Origin of the sequence: Micromonospora sp. NBC_01638, from assembly GCF_045209745.1 — a bacterium.
Classification (GTDB): Bacteria; Actinomycetota; Actinomycetes; order Mycobacteriales; family Micromonosporaceae; genus Micromonospora.
In genome coordinates this window covers 6,488,077-6,513,168 of sequence record NZ_CP109273.1, presented here as the reverse complement: position 1 = coordinate 6,513,168, position 25,092 = coordinate 6,488,077, and the positions used below count along the sequence as shown (strand labels likewise).

Below are 25,092 nucleotides of genomic sequence, written 5' to 3'. Positions count from 1 at the left end.
GTCGTGCTGCTTCCATGCCGTTTGCCGGTGCGCCGGCGGCGTAGCGACGTGGAGCAGGGGCGGTCCCGGGGCGGTCCCGGGGCACCTCGGGCCGGCACTCAGCGTCGCGTAAACCTCGTTCAGGAAGGTAGGTCCTTACCGAACCGCTGGTCAGCGGACCGGAATCTCTTGACGATGTGCTCAGCGGCACAGTACCGTCCCATATTAAGAAACGCGGACCACCATATGAGCCGGTCGAAGGACTGAGGTAGTCATGAAGATGCGAACGTTGCGGGTAGCGGCCGTGGCTCTGCTGATAACGGTCTCGGCGGGCGCGTGTGCCGAGAACCAGACGGCCGACGAGGCTGGTGGCTCCGCCGCCGCACCGTCCGCCAACGTCACGTTCGGTGTGGGCGTCGACCCGGCGTACTCGCCGATCTACCTCGCCGACCAGGACAAGCTGTTCGCCGGGGCGGGCGTCAACGTGACGGTGACCCAGTTCCAGGAGGGCACCGGCGGCCTGGACGCGATCCTGGCCAAGCAGGGCCAGTTCACCGCCAGCACCGAGTCCAGCCTGCTCAACCGGGCCACCCGCGGTGACATCAAGGGCCTGGCCGTCTTTTCCCAGTCGCCCAGCTTCATCAAGCTCGTCGCCCGCTCCGGGATCGCGGACGTCGCCGGCATCAAGAAGTACGGTGTCGTGCCCGGCACGGTGAACGAGTACGCCACCAACAAGGTCCTCGCGGCCAAGGGCATCAGCCGTGACGCCGTCGAGTTCGTCAAGGCGTCCCCGGCCGAGATGCCGGCGCTGCTACAGCGCGGCGACGTCGACGGCTACATCATGTGGGAGCCGTGGCCGTCACGCGGCGTGGCCAACGGCGGCAAGGTGCTGCTCACCAGCGGCGACATCGGGTACGTCTACAACCTCGTGATCGGCGTCGACGGTGCCTGGTACGAGGCGAACAAGGACACCGCCAAGAAGGTAGTCGACACCGTCGGCAAGGCGTGCGAGCAGCTCACCGCTGACGCCGCAAAGTCCGGCACGGTCACTGAGAAGGCGATCAAGGTTCCGGCGGCCGAGGCGCAGGCCCTCCTGCAGGGCGTGGAGTGCAAGGTCCGCGACTTCACCGACGACGACCTGCAGCGGTACGCCGAGATCGCCAAGTTCCAGCAGGACAGCAAGATCGTGCAGAAGGCAGCGGACCCTGCGACGGTGATGATCAGGGGCCTGGTGTGACGTCCGACGGCACGCGTACGGCAGTCCCGACCGGCCGGTCGTCCTCGACCGGCCGGGGCGGGGACCCCGTCTCCCTGCGCGACGTCGACATCCGCTTCGGCGACTTCGACGCGGTGCGCGGCGCGACGCTCGACATCGCGGCGGGCGAGTTCGTCTGCCTGCTGGGGCCCAGCGGCTGCGGCAAGTCGACCCTGCTCAACGCGGTCGCCGGCTTCGTCACGCCGGCCGGCGGCCAGGTCACCTGCGGCGGCGCAACCGTCACCGGGCCCGACGTGGCGCGCGGTGTGGTGTTCCAGAGTGCGGAGGCGCTGTTTCCCTGGCTCACCGTCCGGCAGAACGTCGCGTTCGGGCCCCGGATGCGGCGCATGCCCAAGGCGCAGCGCACCGCACTGGAGGACCGCTACCTGGCGATGGTCGGGCTCAGCCACAGCGCCGACCGGTTCCCAAGCCAGCTTTCCGGCGGCATGCGCCAGCGGGCGCAGCTCGCCCGGGTGCTCGTCAACGAGCCGTCCGTCGTCCTCATGGACGAGCCGTTCGGGGCCCTGGACGCACAGACCCGGCTCGTCATGCAGATCGAGCTCGACCGGATCTGGCGCGACACCGGCGCCACCATCCTGTTCGTCACCCACGACATCGGCGAGGCGATCCTGCTCAGCGACCGGATCGTCACCATGACGGCCGGTCCCGCCGCCGCCATCAAAAACGTCTACCCGTGCGACCTGCCCCGGCCGCGCGACCTCACCGACCCGGCCAGCGCCGCACTGTTCCGGCTGCTGCGCGAGGACATCGGCGAGGAGGTGGCCCGCACGCTGCGGGCCCAGGGACTCGACGACGGGCACGACGGCCGGCCGGCCGCTGACCAGCGAGAGGCGGAACGATGACCGTCGACGTGCGTACGGACCCGGCGCCCACCCCCGTCGAGCCGCGCCGCCCGGCGCGTCGGCGGACCGCCCGGCCCCGACTGACCCGGATTGGGCTGTCGGTGCTCTCCGTGGCCCTCGGCATTGCCGTCTGGGACCTGGTGAGCCGCAACTACACCGCGTTCTTCCTGCCGTCGCCGATGCTCACCGGGCAGGGCGCGGTCGACCTGATCCGCGACGGCACCCTGTGGGCCTCGATCAGCGCCTCGTCGACCCGCATCCTGACCGGCTGGCTGCTCGGCGTCGTGATCGGCGTGCCGGTCGGGCTGCTCATGGGGTGCATCCCCTGGCTGCGGCTGATGCTCGACCCGTACATCCAGTTTTTCCGGTTCGTGCCGCCGATCGCGTTCGTCACGCTGGCGATCATCTGGCTCGGCCCGGGCGAGGCGTCCAAGGTCGCGCTGATCTTCTACACCACCGTCTTCATCGTCGCGCTCAACACCCTGGCCGGTGTGCTGGCAGTCGACGAGCTGCGGTTGCGCGCGGCCCGCGCCCTGGGTGCCTCGCCGCTGCGCAGCCTCGTGTCGGTGGTGCTGCCCTCGACAGTGCCGCACGTGGTCACCGGCGCCCGATTGGCCATGGGCAACTCGTTCCTGACGATCGTCTCGGCCGAGATCGTCGCGGCCCAGAGCGGGCTCGGCTCGCTCATCTGGACCGCCCGCAACTACGCCAAGACCGAATGGGTCTTCGTCGGCATCCTCGCCCTCGGCCTGCTCGGCTACCTCTTCGACTGGATTTTGCGGGTCACCACGCGGACCACCCTGCGCCGCTACGGCGTCACCTTCTGACGCCCTGCAGCGTCACCGCCTGACGGTCCCCCTCCCACGAAAGGCACCTCCGCATGCTCTGCATCGGCGTCGACATCGGCGGCACGTTCACCGACGTGATCGTCTACGAGCCGGCCACCGCACGGCTCGCCGAGGCGAAGACCCTGTCGACGCCACACGATCCCGCGACCGCGATCTTCGAGGGGCTGGCAAAGCTCGGCGTCTCGCTGGACGCGGTGGAGCGCTTCGTGCACGGCACCACGCGGGTGACGAACGCATTGTTGGAGGGCTCCGGAGAACCGGTAAGCGTGGTCACCACCGCAGGCTTCCGCGACGTGCTGGAGATGGGCCTCGGGCACCGGCCGCGGCTCTACAGCGTCAAGGAGTCAGCACGCCCGTCGCTGGCGCCCCGCTCGCTGCGGCACGCGCTGCGGGAGCGGATCGCCGCCGACGGTGAGGTCACCGAACCGCTCGACCCCGGCCACCTGGACGAGGTGCTGGACCGGGTGGCGGCTGCCGGGCCGGGGGCCGTCGCGGTCTGCCTGCTGCACTCGTACCGCAACCCCGCCCACGAGCGGGCGGCGGCGCGGCGGCTCGCCGAGCGCTACCCGAACCTGGTCTGCACGGTCTCCTCGGACGTCGTACCGGAGCAGGGCGAGTACGAACGGTTCGCCACCACGGTGCTCAATGCCAGCGTCCGCGGCACCGTCGCCGACTACCTGCGTGGGCTCGGCACCGCCCTGGCGGACGCCGGGTACGTGCACCCGCTGTCCATCATGACCAGCAGCGGTGGCGTCGTCTCCACCGATGAGGCCAGCCGTCTGCCGATCAACCTGGCGCTCTCCGGCCCGGCGGGCGGTGTCGCGGCCGCCGTCCACGTCGCGGGCCTGGCCGGATACTCGAACGTGATCACCTGCGACATCGGCGGCACCAGCACCGACGTCTGCCTGATCAAGGGCGGCGCGCCGCTGATGACCAGCGACGGGACGATCGCCGGGTACCCGAACCGCACATTCCAGGTGGAGATCAACACGATCGGGGCGGGCGGCGGTTCCATCGCCTGGCGCGACCTCGGCGGCGAGCTGCGGATCGGGCCGCGCAGCGCCGGCTCCGCGCCCGGCCCGGCCTGCTACGGCCGTGGCGGCACCGAGCCGACCACCACCGACGCGCACCTGCTGGTCGGGCACCTCGACCCGCAGGAGAGCCTGGGCGGCGAGGTACGGCTGGACCCGGCGCCGGCGGCCGCGGCCGCGGCGGTGCTCGCCGGGCAGCTCGGGCTGGACGACATGGAGCTGGCGTACGGCATCCTGCGCCTGGCCACCATCAAGATGACCAGCGCGATCAAGGAGATCTCCGTCGCACGCGGGCACGACCCGCGCGACTTCGTGCTGATGCCGTTCGGCGGGGCCGGGCCGATGCACGCCACGGCGCTCGCCGACGAGCTGGGCATCCGCCGGGTGCTGGTGCCGCCGGTGCCGGGCAACTTCTCGGCCCTGGGGTTCGTCACGGCCCGCGCCCGGCACGACTACGTGCGTACCGTCCTGATGGCCGCCGACGAACCCGGGCTGGCCGCGGCACGGGCGGTCGTCGCGGAGCTGCAGGACGCCGCCCGGGCGCAGCTCAAGGCGGAGGACGGCGTCGAGGCCGACCAGGTCTCGTTCGCGCTGACGGTGGGCATGCGCTTCCGCGGACAGAGCCACGACCTGGCCGTCGCGGTGGACGGCCTGCCCGCCACGGCCGAGGACCTGGTAGCGGCGTTCCACGACGCGTACGCCGAGCGGTACGCCTACGTGCGCACCGGCCACCCGGCCGAGATCGTCAACTGCCGGCTGACGGCGTTCGGGCCCAGCCCTGAGGTGCGCTTCGCCGCACCGTCCGGCGGCGAGGCCCAGCCGGGCCAAACCCGGCTGTACGGGCCGGACGGCTGGGTGGATGCCGCGGTGTGGCGGCGGGCCGAACTGGCGCCCGGTGTCGCGGTGACCGGCCCGGCCGTGGTGCGCGAGAACGGCAGCACCACCGTCGTCGGGGCAGGCTGGCGCGGCGCGGCCGACGAGCACGGCAACCTGCTGTTCACCCGGGACTGACCATGCTGCCACTCGCCCTCGACGCCGTCCTGCTCGATGGGGCGGCCCGGCACCCGGACCGGCCGCTGTACGCGTTCGCGGAGCTGGACCACCCGGTCACGCACGCCGAGTTCGCCGAGCTGGCGGGTCGGGGCGCGGCCGTGCTCGCCGCTCAGGGGGTCGGCCCCGGCGACCGGATCGCGGTGTGGGCCGAGAACAGCCTCGCCTGGCTGACCCTGTTCGCGGCGGCGGCCTGGCGGGGCGCGGCGCTGGTGACGCTGCACCCCGGCCTCACCGGGGCGGAGCTGGCCGAGGCGGTGGCGCGCTCCCGGCCCCGCCGGTTGTTCGTGGCCGAGCGGATCCGCGACCGGGCCGCACCCGCGGAGGCGGCTGCCGCGCTGGCCGGTCTGCCGCAGGCGCCGGACGGCATCCACACACTCACCGACGACGGTGGCCGAGCCGCGCTGGCAGGACTGCCCGGCTGGGCCGACGCCGCGCCGGAACCCATCGGTGACGCCGACGCCGTGCTGAACATCCAGTTCACCTCCGGCTCCACCGGCCCGGCCAAGATGGTGGCGCTGAGCGCGCGCAACCTGGTGCGCAACGCGCAGTGGACGGCCCGGTCGGCCGGGCTGCGCGCCGCCGACACCATCGCCTCGCCGCTGCCGCTCTCGCACGCCGCCGGGCTCAGCAGCGGCGCCGTCCTGGCCCTGGCTACCGGGACGCTCTGGGTGTCGATGCGCCGGTTCCGCTCCGAGAGCGTGCTGGACGCGATCGACCGGCACCGCTGCACCGTGCTGCAGGCCGTCCCCACGATGGCCACGATGCTCGCCGACCGGGTGGAGAGCGAGCCCGGCCGGTGGGACCTGTCGTCGCTGCGGGTGGGCTTCCTCGGCGGGGCACCGTGCGCGCCTGCCCTGCGCGAGCGCACCGTACGCGTGCTCGGCCTGGACCGCGCGGCCGTGGTCTACGGCCAGACCGAGGCGGGCCCGACGATCAGCGTCGACCCGGGCGACGGCAGCTGTACGCCGGTCGGCCTGACCGTCGGCCGGATCGTGCCCGGTCTCGACGCGGCCGTGGTCGAGCCGGGTACCCACCGCACCCTGCCGGCAGGCGAGGCGGGGGAGCTGCTGGTCCGCGGCGAGTCGGTCACGTCCGGGTACGTCGACGACCCGGCCGCCACCTCGGCCGCATTGACCTCCGACGGCTGGCTGCGTACCGGTGACCTCGGCGTGCTGACGGCCGGCGGGGTGTTCACCCTGACCGGCCGGGTCAAGGAGCTCATCATTCGCGGCGGCGAGAACGTCAGCCCGGCCGAGGTGGAGGCCATGCTGCTCGACGACGCCGCCGTCGGCGAGGCGTGCGTGCTCGGGGTGCCGTCGGACCGCTGGGGCGAGGAGGTCGGTGCGCTGCTGGTGGCCGCGCCCGGCGCCCGGCTGGACACCGACGTGGTCGTCGCGGCGGTCGCCGGGCGGCTCGCCCGGCACAAGCTGCCCACGCGGGTGCGTACGGTCGCCGGGCTGCCCCTGCTGCCGTCCGGCAAGGTCGACCGGCGCGCCGCGCTGGCACTGCTCGAGGGGGAAAACTGATGCAGCTGGGCTCGTGTTTCCTCGACTCGCTGACCGTGACGAGCTTCTTCGGCAACGCCGAGATGCGCGGCGTCTTCAACGACAGGCAGCTCATGCAGTCCTGGCTGGACGTGGAGGCCGCGCTGGCCCGCGGGCAGGCGTCGCTCGGGATCATCCCGCACTCCGCCGCGGAGGCGATCACCGCGACGGCCCGGCTGGAGAAGCTGGACACCACGGCGCTGGTCGCCGACGCCGAGGACACCGTGCACCCGCTCGTGCCGCTGGTCCGAGCCCTGACCGCCGCCTGCCCGGACGACGCCGGGCGCTACGTGCACCTGGGCGCCACCACGCAGGACGTGATGGACACCGGGTTCGTACTGCGCGCCCGCGCCGGCCTGGACATCGTCAGCCGTCAGCTGGACGAGCTGGTACGGGTGCTGCGTCGGCTGGCGCTGCGGCACCGCAGCACCCCGATGCCGGCGCGCACACACGGCCAGCAGGCGCTGCCGACGACGTTCGGGCTGCGTTGCGCGGTGTGGCAGGGCGAGCTGCAGCGGCACCGCGACCGGCTGCGGGAGCTGCGTGCGCGGCTGCTGGTGACCAGCATGGGCGGAGCGGCCGGCACGATGGCCGGGTACGGGCCGCAGGCGTTCGCCCTGGAGCGGGCCGTCGCCGGGGAGCTGGGCCTGGCCGTCGCGGACACCCCGTGGCACGCCACCTCCGACCGCTTCGCCGAGTGTCTGATGGTGTTCGGGATGGTGGCGGCCAGCGGCGAGAAGCTTGCCCGCGAGGTGTACTTCCTGGGCCGTACCGAGGTCGGTGAGGCGTACGAGCCGCAGCGCTCCACCCAGGTGGGCAGCAGCACCATGCCGCACAAGCGCAACCCGATCCGCTGTGAGGCGGTGATCGCGGCGGCCGGCACGCTGCGGGCGCAGGTGCCGCTGGCCCTGCAGACCATGGTTGCCCAGGACGACCGGGACATGGGCGTCGGCATGACGCTGTGGAAGCTGCTGCCGGAGTGTTTCATCCTCATCGGCGGCGTGCTGGAGCGCCTCGTCGAGGTCTTCGGCGACCTGGGCGTGAACCCGGACCGGATGCGGGCCAACCTCGACCTCACCGGCGGGCTGGTGCTGTCGGAGGCGGTGATGCTGCGGCTGGCCGGCGCGCTGGGCCGTGAGCAGGCCCACCACCTGGTCATGCGGGTGGTGCGCGACAGCCTGGAGCAGGAACGGCCGTTCGCCGACGTGCTGCGCGCGGACCCGGAGGTCGCCGCCGCCCTACCCGGCGAGGATGTCGCCGGGCTGCTGGACCCGCTGTCCTACGTCGGTCACGCCGCCGCCCTGGTGGACCGTGCCCTGCTCACCTCGGAGTCGCCATGACCACGCAATCGTCCGTCCTGCTCGAGCGGGCAGGCCGGCTGGCCCGGATCACGCTGAACCGCCCGCACCGGCGCAACAGCTTCGACCTGGCGATGCTCGCCCGGTTCGAGGACGTGCTGCACGAGCTGGGCCGCGACCCGGAGGTGGAGGTGGTGGTGCTCACCGGGTCCGGGCCGGCGTTCTGCGCCGGCACCGACCTCGACGAGCTGGCCACCCTGGACGCGGCCGCCACCATGCAGGTGCAGCGCCGCACGGCAGAGCTGGTGGAGCGCTGGTACCGGCTGGAACAGACGACGGTGACCGCGTTCAACGGCCCCGCGATCGGTTCCGGCGCCGTGCTCGGGCTGGCGGCCGACCTGCGCGTCGCGGCGGACAGCTGCTTCTTCACCTTCCCCGAGGTGACCTTCGGGATCCCACTGACCTGGAGCGGCATGGCGATCCTGGCAGATCTGGCGGGGTCGGACCGGGCCAAGCGCTGGCTGCTGCTGGGCGAGCGGATCGGCCCGGACGAGATGCTGCGCCACGACCTGGTCACGGCGGCGGTGCCGGCGGCCGAGCTGAGCGCCCGGTGCGATGCGGTTGTCGACCGTCTGCTGGCCGTTTCTCCGGTGGGACGGTCTATGACGAAGCGGGCCGCTCGTCTGGCCGGGCCGAGGTTCGAGGCCGCCGCCAACGACTCCTACCTCGGTGCGCTGAGCGTCGCGTTGCGCCCGGCGGGCGCCTACCCGAAGGGCGGGCAGCGGTGAAGGTGCACCAGGTGCTGGCGGACGCGCTGGTGGCGCACGGCGTCGACACGGTGTTCGGCCTGCTCGGCGACGCGAACATGTTCCTGGTGACCGACCTGGTGAGCCGGCACGGCGTGCGGTTCGTCGCGGCCCGCAACGAGAACGCCGCCGTGATGATGGCCGACGGGTACGCCCGCGCCACCGGCCGGTGCGGGGTGGCCACGGTGACGCAGGGTCCGGGGCTGGCCGTGGCGGGCGCGGCGCTGACGATCGCTCGCCAGGCGGGCACCCCACTGGTGCTGGTCGCGGGCGACACCCCGCCGGGCGACCCGGGGCATGTGCAGAATTTCGCGCAGGAGCCGTTCGCCCTGGCGACCGCGGGCCGCATGGTCGCGGTGGTGACCGCGGCGGGAGTGGCCCGCGACGTCGCGACGGCGTTCCGGCTCGCCCGGTCGACGACCGGGCCGGTGGTGCTGAACGTACCCCTGGATCTGCAGGACGAGGACATCGTGGGCGAGGCGCCGGCGGCCGCGGTGGCCGTGCCGCGCCCGGCCGGGCCGCCCGCCCCGCACCCGGACGACGTGGCGATGCTCGCCGAGCGGCTGTCCGCCGCGCGACGGCCGGTGCTGCTGGCCGGCCGGGGCGCGGAGCCGGCCGCTGCGGCGGTACGCGCGCTGGCGGACCGCAGCGGCGCCGTACTGGCCACCACGCTGATGGGCGCTGGTCTCTTCCCGGACCACCCGTACAATCTGGGGGTTGCGGGTGGCCTGTCCCGGCCGCTGACCCGGCGGGTCCTCGGCGAGGCCGACCTGGTGCTGGCATTCGGCGCCGGGCTGAACCGGTGGACCGCGGACCACGGCCGGTTGTTCGGTCAGGCCGAGGTGGTGTGCGTCGACCTCGACGCGGCGGCGCTGGGGGCCCGGTGGCCGGTCGACGCCGGGGTGGTCGGCGACGCCGGCGCGGTGGCGACCGCCGTCGCGGGGCGGCTGCCGGTGCTCGAGCGGCCGCAGTGGCGCTCGGCGGAGCTGGCGCGCGAGGTGGCGGCGGCGGATCCGTTCGCCGGGCTGGTGCCGTTGCGGGCCCCGGACCGGATCGACCCGCGGGCGTTCCTGCGGGTCTGCGCGCGGCGGCTGCCGCAGCGCCGCACCACCGTGGTGGGCGTCGGGCACTTCGGTGGCTGGCCGAACCTGCTGCTGGACTCGCCGGCGGTGGACCGGGCGCTGATCGCCCCGTGGGACTTCGGCAGCATCGGGGTGGGGCTGCCGTTCGCGGTGGGCGCCGCGACTGGCCGCCCGGACCGCCCGGTGGTGGCGTTCGAGGGCGACGGCAGCCTGCTCACCGGGCTGGGGGAGCTGGACACGCTGGCCCGCACGGGCGCCGCGGTGCTGCTGATCGTGCTGGACGATGCGGCGTACGGCGCGGAGGTGCGCAAGCTGCGTCCGCGGGGCGTGGATCCGTCGCTGGCCCGGTTCCCCGAGCGTGACCTCGCCGCTGTGGCGCGGGCGCTAGGCGTGCCCGCCTGGACGGTGACGGACGAGGCCGGTGCCGACGCCGCGTTCGACGCGGTGCTGCCGGTCACCGGCCCCTGCCTGCTGCATGTGCGGGTGCATCCCGACGCCGTCCAGGAACACTTCTGAGCCGGTCAGTCCCCCCAGATCGCGCCCACGCCGTGGCCGAGCTGGCGCGACAGCTCGTCCGCGGTGCGGGCGGCTGCGGCGGCCAGCTCGGCGACGCGGGCCTCGTCGAGGCGGAAGATCGGCCCGGAGACGCTGATCGCGGCGGTGACGTGGCCGAGCCGGTCGCGTACGGGCGCGGCGACCACGCGCAGGCCCTCCTCGCTCTCCTCGTCGTTGAGCGCCCAGCCGCGCTCGCGTACCTCGCGCATCCGGTCGGCGAACGTGTCGAGGTCGGTGATGGTGTTGGGGGTCAGCCGGGTGAACCGGGTGTCGGCGAACGTGGCGCGGATCTGCTCGTCGTCGAGGTCGAGCAGCAGCGCCTTGCCGGCCGCGCTGCACCACAGCGGGATGCGCCGCCCGAGCCGGGAGACGAGCTGCACGTTGCGGCTGCCGTGCTCGATGTAGATCGACAGGGCGTCCAGTTCGTCGCGGATCGACAGGTTGACGGACTCGCCCTCGGTCTGGGCGAGCTCGTGCAGCAGAGGCCGGGCCAGGGCGTGCATGTCGAGCCCGGCGAGGAAGCGGGCGCCCAGCTCGAAGACCGTCACGCCGAGCCGGTACGCGCCGGTCTCGTCGTTGCGCTGCAGGAACCCGGCGTCGGCGAGGGCCCGGAAGAGCCGGCTGGCGGTGGACTTGTGCAGCCCGAGTTCGCGGCTGACGTCGCTCACCTTGCGCTCGACGGTGCCGGTGCGAAACGCCAGCAGCACGTTGAGAGCGCGGTCGAGCGCCTGGGTGCCGGACTCCCGGGCGGCGGGCTCCTCCGCAGCTGGGGGCGGTTCTGGGGCCTGCGACATCTTGCTTCCCACTTTCTCCGTTGGTAGTGTTTCATAATATAAACCGCGGACCACATTATGGTCCACTCAGTTTCAAGTCAGACCACTCGGCACCACGAGCCGGAACACGTGAGGCGTCGCATGACCAAGACGTTGAACCCGATCGACCTCGAGATCGTCACCGAGGGTCTGATCTCGATCGTGCGCGAGATGCGCCAGACGATCTTCCGTACCGCGCACTCCCCGGTCATCGCCGACGCGCAGGATTTCTCCTGCGCATTGTTCGACCCGCAGGGCCAGATGGTCGCCCAGGGCCGCGACATGCCCGGGCACGTCATCGCCATGCCGGCTTCCGTCGCCGAGATCTTCGCTGACTTCGCCGAGGAGATGCGCCCCGGTGACCTGTACATCGTCAACGACCCGTACCGCGGCGGCAGCCACCTCAACGACGTCACCCTGATCACCCCGGTCTTCATCGGCGACGAGCTGTTCCTCTTCCCCTGCGTGCGCATGCACTGGGCGGACATCGGCGGCATGACCCCCGGGAGTGTCTCCGGGCAGGCCACCGAGATCCTCCAGGAGGGACTGCGCATCCCGCCGATCAAGCTGATCGAGCAGGGGCGCCCCAACGCCGCCGCGTACGCCATCGTCTTCGCCAACGTGCGGATGGCCGACGAGCGGCGCGGCGACCTGGAGAGCTGCATCGCCGCCTGTCACACCGCCGAGCGCCGGCTGCGCGAGATCGTTGGCCGCTACGGCGCCGAGCTGGTGCTCGACAGCGTGGCCGCCAACATGGACCGCACCGAGCAGCGGCTGCGCGACCGCATCCGTGAACTGCCCGACGGCGTCTACCGCTACGAGGACTACCTCGACCTCTACACCGACGGCCGGTACGACCCGGCGCTCGTGCGCTGCGTGCTCACCGTCGACGACGACGAGATCGATGTCGACTTCCGCAGATCATCCACACAGGTCGCCGCCGTCGTCAACTCGTCGCGCGCCATGACCGTCGCCGGCGTCTTCATCGCCGTCAAGAGCGCGCTCGACCCCGGCGGCCTCGTCAACCACGGCGCCTTCCGCCCGCTGCGGGTGCACACCGAGCCGGGCACCGTGGTGCACGTCGCCTATCCGGCCCCGGCCAACGCGCACAGCGAGGTGCGCAAGCGCGTCATCTCGGCCGTCATGGCGGCGCTGAGCCAGGTCGCACCCGACCTCATCGCGGCGGACCAGTTCGGCACCACCTTCCAGAACCTGATCGGCGGCGTGGATCAGCGCACCGGCCGGCCGTACCTCTACTACGACTACCCGGCGGGCGGCAACGGCGGCTTCCTGGAGTCGGACGGGCCGAGTGCGATGAACCCGGTCGACCTCGGCGACATCTCCACCATCCAGTCCGTCGAACGGCTGGAAACCGAGATCCCCATCCTCGTCGAGGCCTCCGAGCTGCGCATCGGATCGTGCGGCGACGGTGCCCGCCGCGGCGGGCTGGGCAGCCGCCGCGCGACCCGGTTGCTGGCCAGCACCGGGTCGTACTCGGTGCAGACCGACCGCACCACCGTCCCGCCGTACGGGTTGCGTCACGGCGGCCCCGGCGCACCCACCGTGACGTTCATCCGCCGCCCCGACGGCGAGCGGGTCGACTTCGCGACCCCTGGCAAGATCGGCGGCTTCCCGATGCGGTCCGGCGACGTCCTCGTCATGGAGTCCGCGGGCGGTGGCGGCTGGGGCGACCCGCTGGACCGCGAGTCCGCGGACGTCGCCGACGACGTGACGCAGGGCTACCTGAGCGCCGCCGACGCCGAACGCCGGTACGGCGTGCGGCTCGGCGACAACGGCGCCGTCGACCTCGGCGCGACCGCGGCGACCCGTCAGGACATGCGCGGCCAACGGCTGTGGCTGCGCGTCACCACCAACGAGGGGGAGCCGTACGCCGGTGAGCGCGGCAGCCGACGGCTCGTCTACGTGGCCCCCGGCGCGGGGCTGGCCGAGGGCGCCCTCGTGGAGATCCACGGCACGCACCCCGCGCCGCTGCGGGCCTGGATCCGGCACGACGCGGACCTGGCCGACGACCAACTGGCCCTCGACGACGACGGGCTGCAGGTCCTCGGTGCCGAACCCGACGATCGCACGTTCGTGCGGGTGCTGGCCGACCGGGGCACGACCGGGGAGGTACCGGCATGAGCAGAGTCTTCCGGGTGCCCGTGGCGCCCGCCCGTACGGGCGGCGCCCGCCGTATCGAAACCGCGGACCGGGTGCCGGAGGCGGCGCCCGCCCGTGCCGGCATCGTCGCCGGGGTGCTGAGCCCGCATCCGCCGCACCTGATCTACGCGGAGAACCCGCCGCAGAACGAGCCGCGCTCCACCGGCGGCTGGGAGGTGCTGCGCTGGGCGTACGAGCGGTTGCGGCAGCGCATTCGCGAGGTGCACCGGCCGGACGTGCTGATCGTGCACGCCCCGCACTGGATCACGATGGTCGGCCACCACGTCAACTGCACGCCCAACCCGCGCGGCACCTCGGTCGAGCCGATCTTCCCGCACCTGTTCCGCTACTCGTACGACTTCCGCTCCGATGTGGAGCTGGGCGAGGCCATCGCCGACGAGGCCAGCGACCTGGGCCTGGTCACCCGCAAACTGCGTGACCCGCGGGTACGGGTCGACTACGCCACCATCGGTGCCCTGCACTTGGCGAACCCGGCCTGGGACATCCCGGTGGTGTCGCTGTCGGCGAACAACAACCCGTACTTCTACTCCGACGCGTCGCTGGCGGAGATGGAGGTGCTGGGCGAGGCGACCCGCCGGGCCGTCGAGCGCACCGGCCGGCGCGCCGTGCTGCTGGCCTCGAACTCGCTGTCGCACCTGCACTGGCACGAGGAGCCCGAGCTGCCGGAGGACATGGAGCGCGAGCACCCGTACAACAACCACCAGTACCGCTGGGACATGAAGCTGCTGGAGGCGATGCGCAAGGGACCCACCGCGCCGCTGCGCGAGCTGATCACCGAACACATCGAGGCGACCGCGTCGGAGACCAAGGCGGGCAGCCTCACCTGGATGCTGGCCGCGATGGGCTGGCCGCAGGTGTCCGGAGACGTGCTGGGCTACGGCACGATCATCGGCACCGGCAACGCAGTCGTCGAGTGGGTCCCCGAAGGAGGACACCGTGGCTGAGACCGGGATCATCGCCGGGGCGTTGCTGCCCGGCATGCCGCACCTGATGGCGGAGAAGCCCGCGCAGTGCTGGGCCGACCTGGCCGCGGCCGCACGCGACGTCGGTGACCGGCTGCGCCGGCTGAAGCCCGACGTGGTGCTGCTGCTGTCCACGCAGTGGTTCACCGTCCTGGGCCACCAGTTCCAGTGTGATCCCAACCCGCGCGGCGAGCACGTCGACGAGAACTGGTACTCCTACGACTACGGCCTGCTCCGCTACGACCTGCGCTTCGACGTGGGGTTCACCGAGCGGTGGGTCGACAAGGTGCAGGCGGGCGGCATGCAGGCCCGGCGTACCCGCTACGACGGCTTCCCGATCGACACCGGCACGATCATCACCTCGGCGCTGCTGGACCCGGGCCACGAACTGCGCTGGTCGCAGGTGTCCTGCAACCTTTACGCCGACGCCGAGACGCTCGCCGACGTCGGCGCGGCCGGTGCCGCAGCGGCCCGCGAGGCGGGCGTGCGCGCCGCCGTGGTCGTGGTGTCCGGCATGTCGTCCGGCCTGATCCAGCAGTGGATCGAGCCGCACGAGGACCACATCGGCGACCCCGCGCACGATCGCTGGAACCGGCGGGTCCTGGATCTGCTGACCGCCGGCAAGGTCGACGAAGTGCTGAAGATCCGCGAGGACTTCGCCCGCCAGGCGCAGGCCGACAGCCAGTTCCGCGCGCTGGCGTTTGCCGCCGGCGCCGGTGCGGCAGCCGGTCCGGCGCAGTTGCACGCGTACGGACCGCTCTGGGGCACCGGCGGCGCCGTCCTGTCCTGGAACCTGCCCTGAAAACCGGAAAAGGAGAACCCATGCGGAACATGGCTGCCGGCTTCGTCGAGGCCGAGGGCTACACCGCCATCTTCGACGCGGTCGATGCGATGGTGAAGGCCACCGAGGTCGAGGTCACCCGCGTTGTCCGCCTCGGCGGCGGCATCGTCGCCGTCGCACTGCGCGGTGACCTCGCCACCGTCGAGGAAGCCGTCGACATTGGCGAGGCGACTGCCAAGGCCAAGAGCCGGTCGGTGCGCTCCATCGTCTTCGCCAGCCCCTGTGACGCGGTGTCGGCGCTGGCCGTCGATCCCAGCCTCGTCGGCAACTGACCCGGTAAGGAGAACAGCACATGCCTTCTGACATCGCCATCGGCATCGTCGAGACCCGGGGAGTTGTTGCCCTGTCCGCCGGGATCGAAGCCATGATCAAGACTGCGGACGTCCGCTGCATCGCCGTCGAGCGGGTGACCAGCGGTTACCTCGCGGTGGCTGTGCAGGGCAGCCTCGCGGCCGTCCGCCAGGCCGTCGCCTCAGGCGAGGCCGCCATCCGGGTCCACGGCGAGCTGCGCAGCTCGCAGGTTTACCCGAAGCCGCACCCCACCACGGCCGCGCTGCTGGACGATCCGGAGACCGCCCGGATCCGCGAGGTCATGGCGAGCCTGCGCGGAGACGGCTGATGGTCGTCGGTGAGGTCGTCGCCAAGGTGTGGGCGGACAAGATCATCCCGTCGTTGCAGGGCCGCCGGCTGGTGCTGGTCCGGCCTCGCGCCGACGGACCCGAACTCGTGGCCGTCGACCCGCTCAACGTGGGTATCGGCTCCATCGTGCTCGTCGCCACGGACGAGGCGGCCGCCGCGGCCACGGGGGAACCGACGGCCGATGCCGCCGTCGTTGCGCTCGTCGCGGACCCCGCGACCGGACGACAGTGACCGAGAGGCGTTGTCCATGACATCCGGGCGTACCACCCGCTGGCCGAGCGGCCTGATCGACGGCCGCCCGAGCGGGGACCTGCTGCTGCCGAACTACGTCGGCGGCGAGTTCGTCACCGGCGGCACCCCGTTCGCGAAGGTGTCGCCGGTGACCGGCGAAACCCTGCTGCACGTGCTCGAGGCCGACGAGGCCACGGTGAACGCCGCGGTGACGGCCGCCCGCGCGGCGCTGCGCGGGCCATGGGGCGCGATGGGCGAGGGGGAGCGCGCCGCCGTGCTGCGCCGGGTCGCCGACGAGCTGGAGCGCCGCTTCGACGACCTCGTCGCGGCGGAGGTCGCCGACACCGGCAAGTCGGTGACGCAGGCGCGGACCCTGGACATCCCGCGGGGTGCCGCGAACTTCCGGGCGTTCGCCGACATCATCACGGCCATGCCGACGGAGTCGTTCACCACCGTCACGGCCGGCGGCGGGCGGGCGCTGAACTACGCCGTCCGCAAGCCGGTCGGGGTGGTGGCGGTCATCGTGCCGTGGAATCTGCCGCTGTTGCTGCTCACCTGGAAGGTGGCGCCCGCGTTGGCGTGCGGCAACGCGGTGATCGTGAAGCCCAGCGAGGAAACGCCGTCGTCGGCGACCGTGCTGGCCGAGGTGATGGCTGCGGCCGGCGTGCCCGACGGGGTGTTCAACCTGGTGCACGGTTTCGGCCCCGGCTCGGCGGGGGAGTTCCTCACCCGGCACCCGGGCGTCGACGCGATCACGTTCACCGGCGAGTCCGCGACCGGTGCGGCGATCATGCGCTCCGCCGCGGATGGCGTGAAGGCGGTGTCGTTCGAACTGGGTGGCAAGAACGCCGGCCTGGTCTTCGCCGACGCCGACCTGGACGCGGCCGTCGAGGGCTCGGTGCGCTCCAGCTTCACCAACGGCGGCCAGGTGTGCCTGTGCACCGAACGGCTCTACGTGCAGCGGCCGGTCTTCGACGAGTTCGCGGCCCGACTGGCGAAGCGCGCACGCGAGCTGGCGTTCGGCCGGCCGTCGGACGCGGCGACGATGACGATGCCGCTGATCTCCGCGAAGCACCGCGACAAGGTGCTCGGCCACTACGACCTGGCCCGCGCCGAGGGCGCCACCGTGCTGGCCGGCGGCGGGGTGCCCGCATTCGGCGACGACCGAGACGGCGGCTCGTACGTGCAGCCGACCGTGCTGACCGGCCTCGGGCAGCAGACCCGCACGGTCCGCGAGGAGATCTTCGGGCCGGTCTGCCACGTCGCCCCGTTCGACGACGAGGACGAGGCGTTCGCCCTCGCCAACGACAGTGAGTACGGCCTGGCCGCCGCCGTGTGGACCCGCGACGTGGGCCGCGCGCACCGAGCCGGGGCGCGACTCGACGCCGGCATCGTCTGGGTGAACACATGGTTCCTGCGTGACCTGCGCACGCCGTTCGGCGGGATGAAGGCGTCCGGCGTCGGACGCGAGGGCGGCGCGCACTCGCTGCAGTTCTACTCCGAACTCACCAACGTCTGCGTGGACCTCGGATGAGCCCCGAAATTCAGCGCGCCGCCCAGGCGCTGCGCGCCGCCTACGCCACCGGGGTCGCCTGTCCGCCGCTGCGTGACGACCTGCTGCCGGCCGGCGACGTGACCGCCGCGTACGCCGTGCAGCAGGCGCAGGTGAGCGCCTGGCTCGCCGAGGGCCGCCGGCCGGTCGGGGCGAAGGTGGGCCTGACGTCGCGGGTGGTGCAGGAGGCGTTCGGCGTCTACCAGCCCGACTTCGGCGTCCTGTTCGCCGACATGGCGGTGCCGGACGGCGCCGAGATCGACCTGCGAAGTCTGCTGCAGCCGCGCGTCGAGGCCGAGGTGGCATTCGTGCTCGGCCGGGACCTGTCCGACGAGCAGGTCACCGTCGCCGACGTCATCCGCGCCACCGATCATGTGCTGCCGGCCATCGAGATCGTCGACTCGCGGATCGCGGGCTGGGACATCTCCATCGTGGACACCGTGGCGGACAACGCCTCCAGCGGCAGGTACGTGCTGGGCACGACGCCGCGTCGAGTGTCCGACGTGGATCTGCGGCTGTGCGGGGCGGTGCTGGAGCACGCTGGCGAGCCCGTCTCCGTGGGGGCCGGAGCGGCGTGCCTGGGCAACCCGCTGCACGCCGTCGCCTGGCTGGCCGGGACGCTCGCCGCGAACGGCCGGCCGCTGCGGGCCGGGGACACCGTGCTGTCCGGTGCGCTCGGCCCGATGGTCGCGGTCACCCCGGGTGCCGCGTATGAGGCCCGGATCTCCGGCCTGGGCAGCGTCCGGGCCTGCTTCTCGAAGGGTGTCGCATGAGCACGGGTGTGGCGGTGATCGGTTCCGGCAACATCGGCACCGACCTGATGATCAAGGTGCTGCGGCTGTCGGAGTCACTGCGGATGGTGGCGATGGCCGGCATTGACCCGGAGTCCGACGGCCTCGCCAGGGCCCGGCGGCTCGGCGTGGCCACCACCGCGAAGGGCGTCGATGGGCTGGTCGCGATGCCGGAGTTCGCCGACGTCGGCATCGTCTTCGACGCCACCAGCGCGGGCGCGCACCGGCACAACGACGCGGTGCTGCGCCGGCACGGCACCCGGGTCGTCGACCTGACCCCGGCGGCGATCGGCCCGTACGTCGTGCCCCCGGTGAACCTGGACGCCCACCTGGGCGAGCGCAACGTCAACATGGTGACGTGCGGCGGCCAGGCCACCGTGCCGATCGTCGCGGCCGTCAGCGCTGTCACGCCCGTCGCGTACAGCGAGATCGTCGCGTCGATCGCGTCCAGGTCGGCCGGGCCGGGCACCCGCGCGAACATCGACGAGTTCACCGAGACCACCGCCCGCGCCATCGAGGTGGTCGGCGGGGCGGGCCGCGGCAAGGCCGTGATCGTGCTGAACCCGGCGGAGCCGCCGCTGCTGATGCGCGACACCGTCTACTGCCTGTGCCCGGACGCGGGCGTCGACCGGGGGGCCATCGCCGCCTCGGTCGAGGCGATGACGGCGGCGGTGCGGCAGTACGTGCCCGGCTACCGGCTCAAGCAGGACGTCCAGTTCACCGAGGTGGACGTTTACGTTCCGGCGCTCGGCGGGCACTTCACCGGCCTGCAGGTCTCCGTCTTCCTGGAGGTCTCCGGCGCCGGGCACTACCTGCCCGCGTACGCCGGCAACCTCGACATCATGACCAGCGCCGCGCTGCGCACCGCCGAACGGATGGTCTCGTCGTGACCGACCTCTACATTCAGGACGTGACCCTGCGCGACGGCATGCACGCCATCGGGCACCGCTACACGGTCGAGCAGGTCACCGCGATCGCGTCCGCGCTCGACGCGGCCGGGGTAGCCGCGATCGAGGTGGCGCACGGCGACGGCCTCGCCGGGTCCAGCGTCAACTACGGCCACGGCGCCGCGACCGACGCCAGCTGGATCGCGGCGGCCGCGTCCGTGCTGAAGCGCGCCAAGCTGACCACGCTGCTGCTGCCCGGCATCGGCACGATCGCCGACCTGCGCGCCGCCCGCGATCTTGGCGTCACGAGCGTACGGGTGGCCACGCACTGCACGGAGGCGGACATCTCCGCGCAGCACATCGGGTGGGCGCGGGAGAACGGCATGGACGTCGCCGGGTTCCTGATGATGTCGCACATGGCCGACCCAGCGACGCTGGCGGCGCAGGCGAAGCTGATGGAGTCGTACGGCGCGCACTGCGTCTACATCACCGACTCCGGTGGCCGGCTCACCATGATGGACGTGGCGCAGCGGGCGGACGCGTATCGGCAGGTGCTCGACCCGGCCACCGAGATCGGCATCCACGCCCACCACAACCTGTCGCTGGGGGTGGCCAACAGCCTGGTCGCCGTCGAGCACGGGGTGCGCCGGGTCGACGCCTCTCTCGCCGGGATGGGCGCCGGGGCTGGCAACGCGCCGCTGGAGGTGTTCGTGGCGGTCGCCGAGTTGAACGGCTGGGAGCACGGTTGTGACCTGTTCGCCCTGATGGATGCCGCGGAGGAACTGGTGCGGCCGCTGCAGGACCGGCCCGTGCGGGTGGACCGGGAGACGCTGTCGCTCGGCTTCGCCGGGGTGTACTCCAGCTTCCTACGGCACGCCGAGAGCGCCGCCGCCCGCTACGGGGTGGACGTGCGCACCATCCTGCTGGAGCTGGGCCGCCGCCGGATGGTCGGCGGCCAGGAGGACATGATCGTGGACGTGGCCCTGGACCTCGTCCGGGCCGCCGGAAAGGATGCGCAATGATCGACGACCTCGCCAAGCGCCTCGACGAGGCGGCCCTGTCGCGCACCGCGGTCGCGCAGTTCGGCGCCGACGCCGGCCTCGACGTGCCGAACGCGTACGCGGTCCAGGCGGCCCTGGTCGCACGGCGGCGGGCCCGCGGCGAGACGGTGACCGGGATCAAGCTCGGGCTCACCAGCCGCGCCAAGATGGTGCAGATGGGCGTCGACGAGGTGATCTGGGGCTGGCTCACCGATGCGATGTGCGTGCCTGACGGTGGCACGGTGCGGCTGTCGGAGCACATCCATCCGAAGGTCGAGCCGGAGGTGGCGTTCCTCGTCGAGGGCGGCGCGATCGCCGCCGTCGCCCCGGCCATCGAGCTCATCGATTCGCGCTACGTGGACTTCCGGTTCACGCTGCCCGAGGTCATCGCTGACAATACGTCCGCGTCCGGCTTCGTCGTCGGCCCGTGGCGTCGGGTGCCCGACGGCATCGACAACCTCGGCGTGCTGCTGGAGATCGACGGCCGGGTCGCGCAGGTCGGTTCCACCGCCGCCATCCTCGGCGACCCGCGCCGCGCCCTGCCTCAGGCCGTCCGCCTCGCCGGCGAGTTGCGCGACGGCTGGGTGCTGCTCGCCGGCGCAGCAGCCGCCGCCGTTCCGCTCACCCCCGGCGCACACGTTCGAGTCACCGTCGAACAGCTCGGCACGGCGTCGCTGCGGGCCGCCGCGTGAGCGGGGCCCGGGTCGTCGCCGGCAAGGCCGTGCCGCGCGGCCGGTTCCCACACGTCAAGGTCACGGCCGGGTTCGTCTTCATCTCCGGTACGAGCAGCCGCCGCCCGGACAACTCCATCGCCGGCGCGACCATGGACGCCCTCGGCACCACATCGCTGGACATCGCCGTGCAGACCCGCGCCGTGATCGAGAACATGCGCGACATCCTGCGCGACGTGGGGGCCGAACTGTCCGACCTGGTGCAGGTCACCACGTACCTGGTCAGCATGAACGACTTCGGCGGCTACAACGCCGTCTACGCCGAGTTCTTCGACGAGACCGGGCCGACGCGCACCACCGTGGCGGTGCACCAGCTGCCCCACCCGCACCTGCTGATCGAGATGCAGGGGATCGCGGTGCTGCCGGACCGGTGACCGGGACACCGGGCCGACGCGCACCACCGTGGCGGTGCACCAGCTGCCCCACCCGCACCTGCTGATCGAGATGCAGGGGATCGCGGTGCTGCCGGACCGGTGACCGGGACGGCGGGCGTGGTTGTCCCTGGCCGGCAGCCCGGGACCGGTGCGGCCCCACCGAGACCGCGCGCAACACCATGCCGCTACCTCTACCACTCCCAGGCCCAGATCGACGCCCCGGCGAAGGTCATGCGCGCTCGTGGCGCGGTGACTCGTGTGTTCGGCAGGCGGCCGGTGTCTGAACCAAGCTGGTGGGGGTTAACCCCCACGTAGGTCGGAGGAGAACCGCGTACCGGGCGGCGGGCAACGCTCCTAGCGTCATCGGTGTAGAGCTGACGACGCGAGGAGACGAACCTGATGATGACCGTGATCGATGCGTCCCCCGCTGGGCGAGCGCCGGGACGCCGAAACTTGATCACCCGGCTGTTCCTGGAAGCCGAGGCAAGACCGCGGCGGGGATGGCGACTGGCCGCGTATCTGGTGGTCCTGCTGGTGGCAATGGGGGCGGTGGGCAGCGCCACGCGGGGGTCTCTGGTGACGAACGTGGCCGGGCATGCGGTGGTCGCGGTGGTCGCGTTGGTGGTGACGTATGGCTTTCGCCGCTACGTCGATCGCCGGCCGTGGCACCCGATCGGGCTGTCGCCATGGCGATGGCGGCACGCCGCCACGGGGCTCACGGTCGGAGCGGCGTCGATGCTGATCGTGTTCGCGACGGCATGGGCGCTCGGGTGGGCGCGGGTGAGCGGCACGGAACTTGCCGAGCGGGGGCCGGTCGCCATGCTGGTCGTGCTCGGGGCTGGACTGTTCATGTATGCGACGAGCGCGTTTGTGCAGGAGTTGGCGTTCCGCGGGTACGCGTTGCAGACGTTGGCCGAGGGCTGGCCGCTGCGCCGGGCAGCGCTGGTGTCAAGTCTGATCTTCGCGGTCCTGCATTTCGCTGAGGTGCCGACCTCGGCCTGGTTCGTGCTGGTGTTGCTCGCCGACATCATGTGCATGGCCGGGTTTTTCGTCCTGACCCGGTTGTCCACCGGCGCACTGTGGCTGGCCATCGGCTTTCACACGACGTGGAACTGGGTGATGGACAGCGTGCTGTCGATGGACACCGACGCCGGCGCCGATTACGGTGACGCGCTGGTACACATCCAGCTGCACGCGCCCGAATTCGGCCTGGGCCACGGCGGCGGGGTGGAACTGCTGTACCTGCTGAACAGCGCATCGTTGCTCGCCGGGTACTGGCTGCTTCTGCGTCGGCGTCGGGCGCGGACGATGGAAGGCTGATGAACATTCTCCTGCGGTTGGTGACGGAACCGGTGCGGGCCCGCACGTGGCGGGAGACCGCGCATCTGCTGCTCGGCCCGTTCGTCGCGGTTGCCTGTCTGGTCGCGGTGGTGGCCACGTTGTACGCCGTGGTCGCCAGCATCACCGTGGTCGGGTTGGTCTCGCTGGCGGCCGTGGTGACCGCTGCCCGCGGGATCGGCGCGATCGAACGTGTCCGCGTTCGCCAACTGTTGGGGCTGACGATCGCGGCGCCGCCCGCGCGGACGCGGACCCGGCCGGGGCTGACCGGCTGGGTCCGTGACGCCCTCAGCGACGGGGCCGGGTGGCGATGCCTGCTGTACGCGGTGATCGCCGTCCCCTTCGGTGTCGCCCAGGCCTACGTGGTCGCACTCTGGTGGGGCCTGGCACTGGTGACCGCGACATATCCAGCCTGGTACCGCTTCGCGCCGGTGTGGGACGGGCACCGCTTCGACGAGATTGAGCTGACGTCGTCCTGGCACTGGTATCCGGACCGGTGGCCGTACCCGCTACTCGTGTGCGTCATCGGGCTCGCCGGCCTGCTGGCGGCGCCGTGGCTGGTACACGGGTTCACCGCTCTGGACCGGCTGCGGCTGCGGCTGCTCACCGTCGGGGCCCGCCACGACGAGCAGGTACGCACCTTGCAGCGGCGCCGCGACCACGCAGTGGAACAGGCCGGCGCCCATCTGCGCCGCATCGAACGTGACCTGCACGACGGCGCGCAGGTCCGCATGGTCGCCCTCGCGATGGAACTGGGACGCGCCCGGGAGGAACTCGAACAGGGCGTCGACCCGCACGAGGCCGCGATCCGGGTCGCCACCGCCCACGAGGGCGCCAAGCAGGCACTCGTCGAGCTGCGGGAACTCGCCCGGGGCATCTACCCGGCGGTGCTCACCGACCTCGGCCTGGATGGCGCGGTTCCCGCGCTGACCGCCCGCTGCCCCGTACCGGTCACCGCCGACATCGACCTCGCCACCCGGCCGCCTGCTCCGGTTGAGGCCACCGCGTACTTCTGCATCGGTGAACTCCTCGCCAACCTGTCCAAACACAGCGCAGCCACCACCGGATGGGTCCGAGTACGTAGATCCGGCAATCACCTACGCGTACAGGTCGGTGACGACGGGATCGGCGGAGCCGCCGCCCACCCCACCGGCGGGCTCGCCGGCCTGACCGACCGGGTCGACAGCATCGGCGGCACCCTCACCATCTCCAGCCCCACCGGCGGACCGACCCTGATCACGGTGGAGCTGCCGTGCGGATCGTGATTGCCGAAGACGCCGTGCTGCTGCGGGACGGACTGACCCGGCTGCTCACCGACAAACAGCACGAAGTCGTAGCCGCCGTATCCGATCCCAGCGCGCTGCTCACCCAAGTCGCAGCGCACCGGCCCGATCTGGCCATCGTGGACATCCGGATGCCGCCCACCTTCACCGACGAAGGACTGCGCGCCGCGCACACCATCCGCGAGGGCCACCCCCGGGTAGCAGTGCTGCTGCTGTCGCAATACGTCGTCGCCCAGTACGCCGCAGACCTGCTCAGCGGCGACATCCGGGGCATCGGCTATCTGCTCAAGGACCGGGTCGCCGACATCGCCGACTTCCTCGAAGCAGTGGACCGAGTAGGGTCCGGCGGCACCGTCATCGACCCCGAAGTCGTCCGGCAACTGCTGAGCCGCAGTCACCGCGGACCCCGCCTGCATGCCCTCACCGATCGCGAGCGGCAGGTCCTCACCGCCATGGCGGAGGGCCGCTCGAACACCTCCATCGCCACCAGCCTGCACATCTCGGAAGGGTCCGTCGAGAAGCACGTGGCAAGCATCTTCGGCAAGCTCGGCCTCCTGCAGGACCGGGAGACACATCGACGCGTCCTCGCTGTCATCGCCTATCTTCAATTGTGAGCCGGGGCGTAGCGAGGGAGATCACCGTGAACGCCCTGGATCGCGGGTTTTGGCTCCTGGAGTTGCGTGCGCCCCTCAACAAGGCGGTGCTCCGCCCCTTTTCGTAGGCTGGATGCCGGCGGCTTTCTGTTTTCGTCTCTTATGTGCTTGTCGCGCCGGGATGTTGCTGTGCTCGCTTGTGGAAGATCAGCAGCAGGTTGCCAATTCTGGTGGTCTGGGTTCCGGGCGGCTCATCGTACGAACTCTGAGCGTCAGGGTCGAAGGCAACGTGGAAATATGACCGCTTCGGGTGGTTCGGTATAGGCGGCCGTGATCGTGGTGATATCGGGGCGGGCGCGGCCCTCCAATGATTATCCAGCTGTCCAGGCTGGACCCGTGCAGAAGTGCTGCGGTGGCCTCGACCTCGTCGGCGGGTGCCTTGACGCGGTCGGCGATGGGCGATTTATTGGGTTTCAGGGATATCGTTCCGCCCTTCTGGTGACCGGTCCCTTTCTGCGGGTTG

24 protein-coding genes are annotated in these 25,092 nt (G+C 71.9%); 23 read left to right on the top strand and 1 reads right to left on the bottom strand.

Features of this window, described 5'->3' with window-relative positions:
* The first annotated feature begins 253 nt into the window (after positions 1-253).
* Genes OG811_RS30345 through OG811_RS30310 form a run of 8 tightly spaced genes read left to right on the top strand, consistent with a single transcriptional unit; the run spans position 254 to position 10,275 of the window.
* Complete coding sequence (locus OG811_RS30345; RefSeq protein WP_406070643.1) at positions 254-1,216, top strand: ABC transporter substrate-binding protein; 963 nt, start codon at positions 254-256, stop codon at positions 1,214-1,216.
* The gene (locus OG811_RS30340; RefSeq protein ID WP_406070641.1) at positions 1,213-2,097 is read left to right on the top strand and encodes an ABC transporter ATP-binding protein; all 885 of its coding nucleotides are present in this window, start codon (positions 1,213-1,215) and stop codon (positions 2,095-2,097) included. Before OG811_RS30345 ends, OG811_RS30340 begins: the two co-directional genes overlap by 4 nt.
* Positions 2,094-2,924 (top strand): ABC transporter permease, encoded by an 831-nt coding sequence (locus tag OG811_RS30335; RefSeq protein ID WP_406070639.1) that lies wholly within the window; start codon positions 2,094-2,096, stop codon positions 2,922-2,924. The genes OG811_RS30340 and OG811_RS30335 overlap by 4 nt, the downstream gene beginning before the upstream one ends.
* A gap of 53 nt (positions 2,925-2,977) precedes the next feature.
* The gene (locus OG811_RS30330) at positions 2,978-4,987 is read left to right on the top strand and encodes a hydantoinase/oxoprolinase family protein (RefSeq protein WP_406070637.1); all 2,010 of its coding nucleotides are present in this window, start codon (positions 2,978-2,980) and stop codon (positions 4,985-4,987) included.
* A 2-nt stretch (positions 4,988-4,989) separates the two neighbouring features.
* The gene (locus OG811_RS30325) at positions 4,990-6,555 is read left to right on the top strand and encodes a class I adenylate-forming enzyme family protein (RefSeq protein ID WP_406070635.1); all 1,566 of its coding nucleotides are present in this window, start codon (positions 4,990-4,992) and stop codon (positions 6,553-6,555) included.
* Positions 6,555-7,913, top strand: a complete 1,359-nt coding sequence (purB, locus tag OG811_RS30320) for an adenylosuccinate lyase (protein ID WP_406070632.1) — start codon at positions 6,555-6,557, stop codon at positions 7,911-7,913. Before OG811_RS30325 ends, purB begins: the two co-directional genes overlap by 1 nt.
* Positions 7,910-8,659: an enoyl-CoA hydratase/isomerase family protein gene (locus tag OG811_RS30315; RefSeq protein WP_406070630.1), complete on the top strand. Its 750-nt coding sequence runs from the start codon at positions 7,910-7,912 to the stop codon at positions 8,657-8,659. Before purB ends, OG811_RS30315 begins: the two co-directional genes overlap by 4 nt.
* A complete protein-coding gene (locus OG811_RS30310; RefSeq protein WP_406070629.1) occupies positions 8,656-10,275 on the top strand; it encodes a thiamine pyrophosphate-binding protein in 1,620 nt (539 codons plus the stop codon). The genes OG811_RS30315 and OG811_RS30310 overlap by 4 nt, the downstream gene beginning before the upstream one ends.
* Positions 10,276-10,280: 5 nt before the next feature.
* Here OG811_RS30310 and OG811_RS30305 read toward each other — a convergent pair whose 3' ends face one another.
* Positions 10,281-11,108: an IclR family transcriptional regulator gene (locus OG811_RS30305; RefSeq protein WP_406070627.1), complete on the bottom strand. Its 828-nt coding sequence runs from the start codon at positions 11,106-11,108 to the stop codon at positions 10,281-10,283.
* Positions 11,109-11,228: 120 nt separating this feature from the next.
* Here OG811_RS30305 and OG811_RS30300 point away from each other — a divergent pair, with 120 nt between their 5' ends.
* The 15 genes from OG811_RS30300 to OG811_RS30230 all read left to right on the top strand — a co-directional run bounded on the left by OG811_RS30300 (position 11,229) and on the right by OG811_RS30230 (position 24,590).
* Entirely contained in the window at positions 11,229-13,268 is a 2,040-nt protein-coding gene (locus OG811_RS30300) for a hydantoinase B/oxoprolinase family protein (protein ID WP_406070626.1), read from the top strand.
* On the top strand, positions 13,265-14,251 hold the full coding sequence (locus tag OG811_RS30295; RefSeq protein ID WP_406070625.1) for a tRNA U-34 5-methylaminomethyl-2-thiouridine biosynthesis protein: 987 nt from the start codon (positions 13,265-13,267) through the stop codon (positions 14,249-14,251). The genes OG811_RS30300 and OG811_RS30295 overlap by 4 nt, the downstream gene beginning before the upstream one ends.
* Positions 14,244-15,071 carry a 2-amino-5-chlorophenol 1,6-dioxygenase subunit alpha gene (locus tag OG811_RS30290; RefSeq protein WP_406070623.1) on the top strand — a complete coding sequence of 276 codons (828 nt, stop codon included), beginning with the start codon at positions 14,244-14,246 and terminating at the stop codon, positions 15,069-15,071. The genes OG811_RS30295 and OG811_RS30290 overlap by 8 nt, the downstream gene beginning before the upstream one ends.
* Positions 15,072-15,091: 20 nt before the next feature.
* On the top strand, positions 15,092-15,382 hold the full coding sequence (locus OG811_RS30285) for a BMC domain-containing protein (protein ID WP_406070621.1): 291 nt from the start codon (positions 15,092-15,094) through the stop codon (positions 15,380-15,382).
* Positions 15,383-15,402: 20 nt separating this feature from the next.
* Positions 15,403-15,729 (top strand): BMC domain-containing protein, encoded by a 327-nt coding sequence (locus tag OG811_RS30280; protein WP_406070620.1) that lies wholly within the window; start codon positions 15,403-15,405, stop codon positions 15,727-15,729.
* Positions 15,729-15,980, top strand: a complete 252-nt coding sequence (locus tag OG811_RS30275) for a EutN/CcmL family microcompartment protein (RefSeq protein ID WP_406070619.1) — start codon at positions 15,729-15,731, stop codon at positions 15,978-15,980. Before OG811_RS30280 ends, OG811_RS30275 begins: the two co-directional genes overlap by 1 nt.
* A gap of 55 nt (positions 15,981-16,035) precedes the next feature.
* Positions 16,036-17,514: a 2-hydroxymuconic semialdehyde dehydrogenase gene (locus tag OG811_RS30270; protein WP_406075984.1), complete on the top strand. Its 1,479-nt coding sequence runs from the start codon at positions 16,036-16,038 to the stop codon at positions 17,512-17,514.
* A complete protein-coding gene (locus tag OG811_RS30265; RefSeq protein ID WP_406070617.1) occupies positions 17,511-18,305 on the top strand; it encodes a 2-keto-4-pentenoate hydratase in 795 nt (264 codons plus the stop codon). Before OG811_RS30270 ends, OG811_RS30265 begins: the two co-directional genes overlap by 4 nt.
* The gene (locus tag OG811_RS30260; protein WP_406070616.1) at positions 18,302-19,213 is read left to right on the top strand and encodes an acetaldehyde dehydrogenase (acetylating); all 912 of its coding nucleotides are present in this window, start codon (positions 18,302-18,304) and stop codon (positions 19,211-19,213) included. The genes OG811_RS30265 and OG811_RS30260 overlap by 4 nt, the downstream gene beginning before the upstream one ends.
* A complete protein-coding gene (dmpG, locus tag OG811_RS30255; protein WP_406070614.1) occupies positions 19,210-20,232 on the top strand; it encodes a 4-hydroxy-2-oxovalerate aldolase in 1,023 nt (340 codons plus the stop codon). Before OG811_RS30260 ends, dmpG begins: the two co-directional genes overlap by 4 nt.
* Entirely contained in the window at positions 20,229-20,942 is a 714-nt protein-coding gene (locus OG811_RS30250; protein WP_406070612.1) for a 2-keto-4-pentenoate hydratase, read from the top strand. Before dmpG ends, OG811_RS30250 begins: the two co-directional genes overlap by 4 nt.
* A complete protein-coding gene (locus OG811_RS30245) occupies positions 20,939-21,355 on the top strand; it encodes a RidA family protein (protein WP_406070611.1) in 417 nt (138 codons plus the stop codon). The genes OG811_RS30250 and OG811_RS30245 overlap by 4 nt, the downstream gene beginning before the upstream one ends.
* Before the next feature lie 453 nt (positions 21,356-21,808).
* A complete protein-coding gene (locus OG811_RS30240; RefSeq protein WP_406070609.1) occupies positions 21,809-22,675 on the top strand; it encodes a CPBP family intramembrane glutamic endopeptidase in 867 nt (288 codons plus the stop codon).
* The gene (locus tag OG811_RS30235; protein WP_406070607.1) at positions 22,675-23,958 is read left to right on the top strand and encodes a sensor histidine kinase; all 1,284 of its coding nucleotides are present in this window, start codon (positions 22,675-22,677) and stop codon (positions 23,956-23,958) included. The genes OG811_RS30240 and OG811_RS30235 overlap by 1 nt, the downstream gene beginning before the upstream one ends.
* The gene (locus OG811_RS30230; protein WP_406070606.1) at positions 23,946-24,590 is read left to right on the top strand and encodes a response regulator; all 645 of its coding nucleotides are present in this window, start codon (positions 23,946-23,948) and stop codon (positions 24,588-24,590) included. Before OG811_RS30235 ends, OG811_RS30230 begins: the two co-directional genes overlap by 13 nt.
* Positions 24,591-25,092 lie beyond the last annotated feature (502 nt).

What these genes read in the sequence shown, in the direction of transcription:
- OG811_RS30275 (WP_406070619.1), top strand. Translation starts at nt 15,729, where the DNA reads ATGGTCGTCGGTGAGGTCGTCGCCAAGGTGTGGGCGGACAAGATCATC.
- OG811_RS30250 (WP_406070612.1), top strand. Translation starts at nt 20,229, where the DNA reads ATGATCGACGACCTCGCCAAGCGCCTCGACGAGGCGGCCCTGTCGCGC.
- purB (WP_406070632.1), top strand. Translation starts at nt 6,555, where the DNA reads ATGCAGCTGGGCTCGTGTTTCCTCGACTCGCTGACCGTGACGAGCTTC.
- OG811_RS30305 (WP_406070627.1), bottom strand. Translation starts at nt 11,108, where the DNA reads ATGTCGCAGGCCCCAGAACCGCCCCCAGCTGCGGAGGAGCCCGCCGCC.
- OG811_RS30315 (WP_406070630.1), top strand. Translation starts at nt 7,910, where the DNA reads ATGACCACGCAATCGTCCGTCCTGCTCGAGCGGGCAGGCCGGCTGGCC.
- OG811_RS30345 (WP_406070643.1), top strand. Translation starts at nt 254, where the DNA reads ATGAAGATGCGAACGTTGCGGGTAGCGGCCGTGGCTCTGCTGATAACG.
- OG811_RS30265 (WP_406070617.1), top strand. Translation starts at nt 17,511, where the DNA reads ATGAGCCCCGAAATTCAGCGCGCCGCCCAGGCGCTGCGCGCCGCCTAC.
- OG811_RS30300 (WP_406070626.1), top strand. Translation starts at nt 11,229, where the DNA reads ATGACCAAGACGTTGAACCCGATCGACCTCGAGATCGTCACCGAGGGT.
- OG811_RS30330 (WP_406070637.1), top strand. Translation starts at nt 2,978, where the DNA reads ATGCTCTGCATCGGCGTCGACATCGGCGGCACGTTCACCGACGTGATC.
- OG811_RS30285 (WP_406070621.1), top strand. Translation starts at nt 15,092, where the DNA reads ATGCGGAACATGGCTGCCGGCTTCGTCGAGGCCGAGGGCTACACCGCC.
- OG811_RS30325 (WP_406070635.1), top strand. Translation starts at nt 4,990, where the DNA reads ATGCTGCCACTCGCCCTCGACGCCGTCCTGCTCGATGGGGCGGCCCGG.
- OG811_RS30335 (WP_406070639.1), top strand. Translation starts at nt 2,094, where the DNA reads ATGACCGTCGACGTGCGTACGGACCCGGCGCCCACCCCCGTCGAGCCG.
- OG811_RS30260 (WP_406070616.1), top strand. Translation starts at nt 18,302, where the DNA reads ATGAGCACGGGTGTGGCGGTGATCGGTTCCGGCAACATCGGCACCGAC.
- OG811_RS30235 (WP_406070607.1), top strand. Translation starts at nt 22,675, where the DNA reads ATGAACATTCTCCTGCGGTTGGTGACGGAACCGGTGCGGGCCCGCACG.
- OG811_RS30295 (WP_406070625.1), top strand. Translation starts at nt 13,265, where the DNA reads ATGAGCAGAGTCTTCCGGGTGCCCGTGGCGCCCGCCCGTACGGGCGGC.
- OG811_RS30280 (WP_406070620.1), top strand. Translation starts at nt 15,403, where the DNA reads ATGCCTTCTGACATCGCCATCGGCATCGTCGAGACCCGGGGAGTTGTT.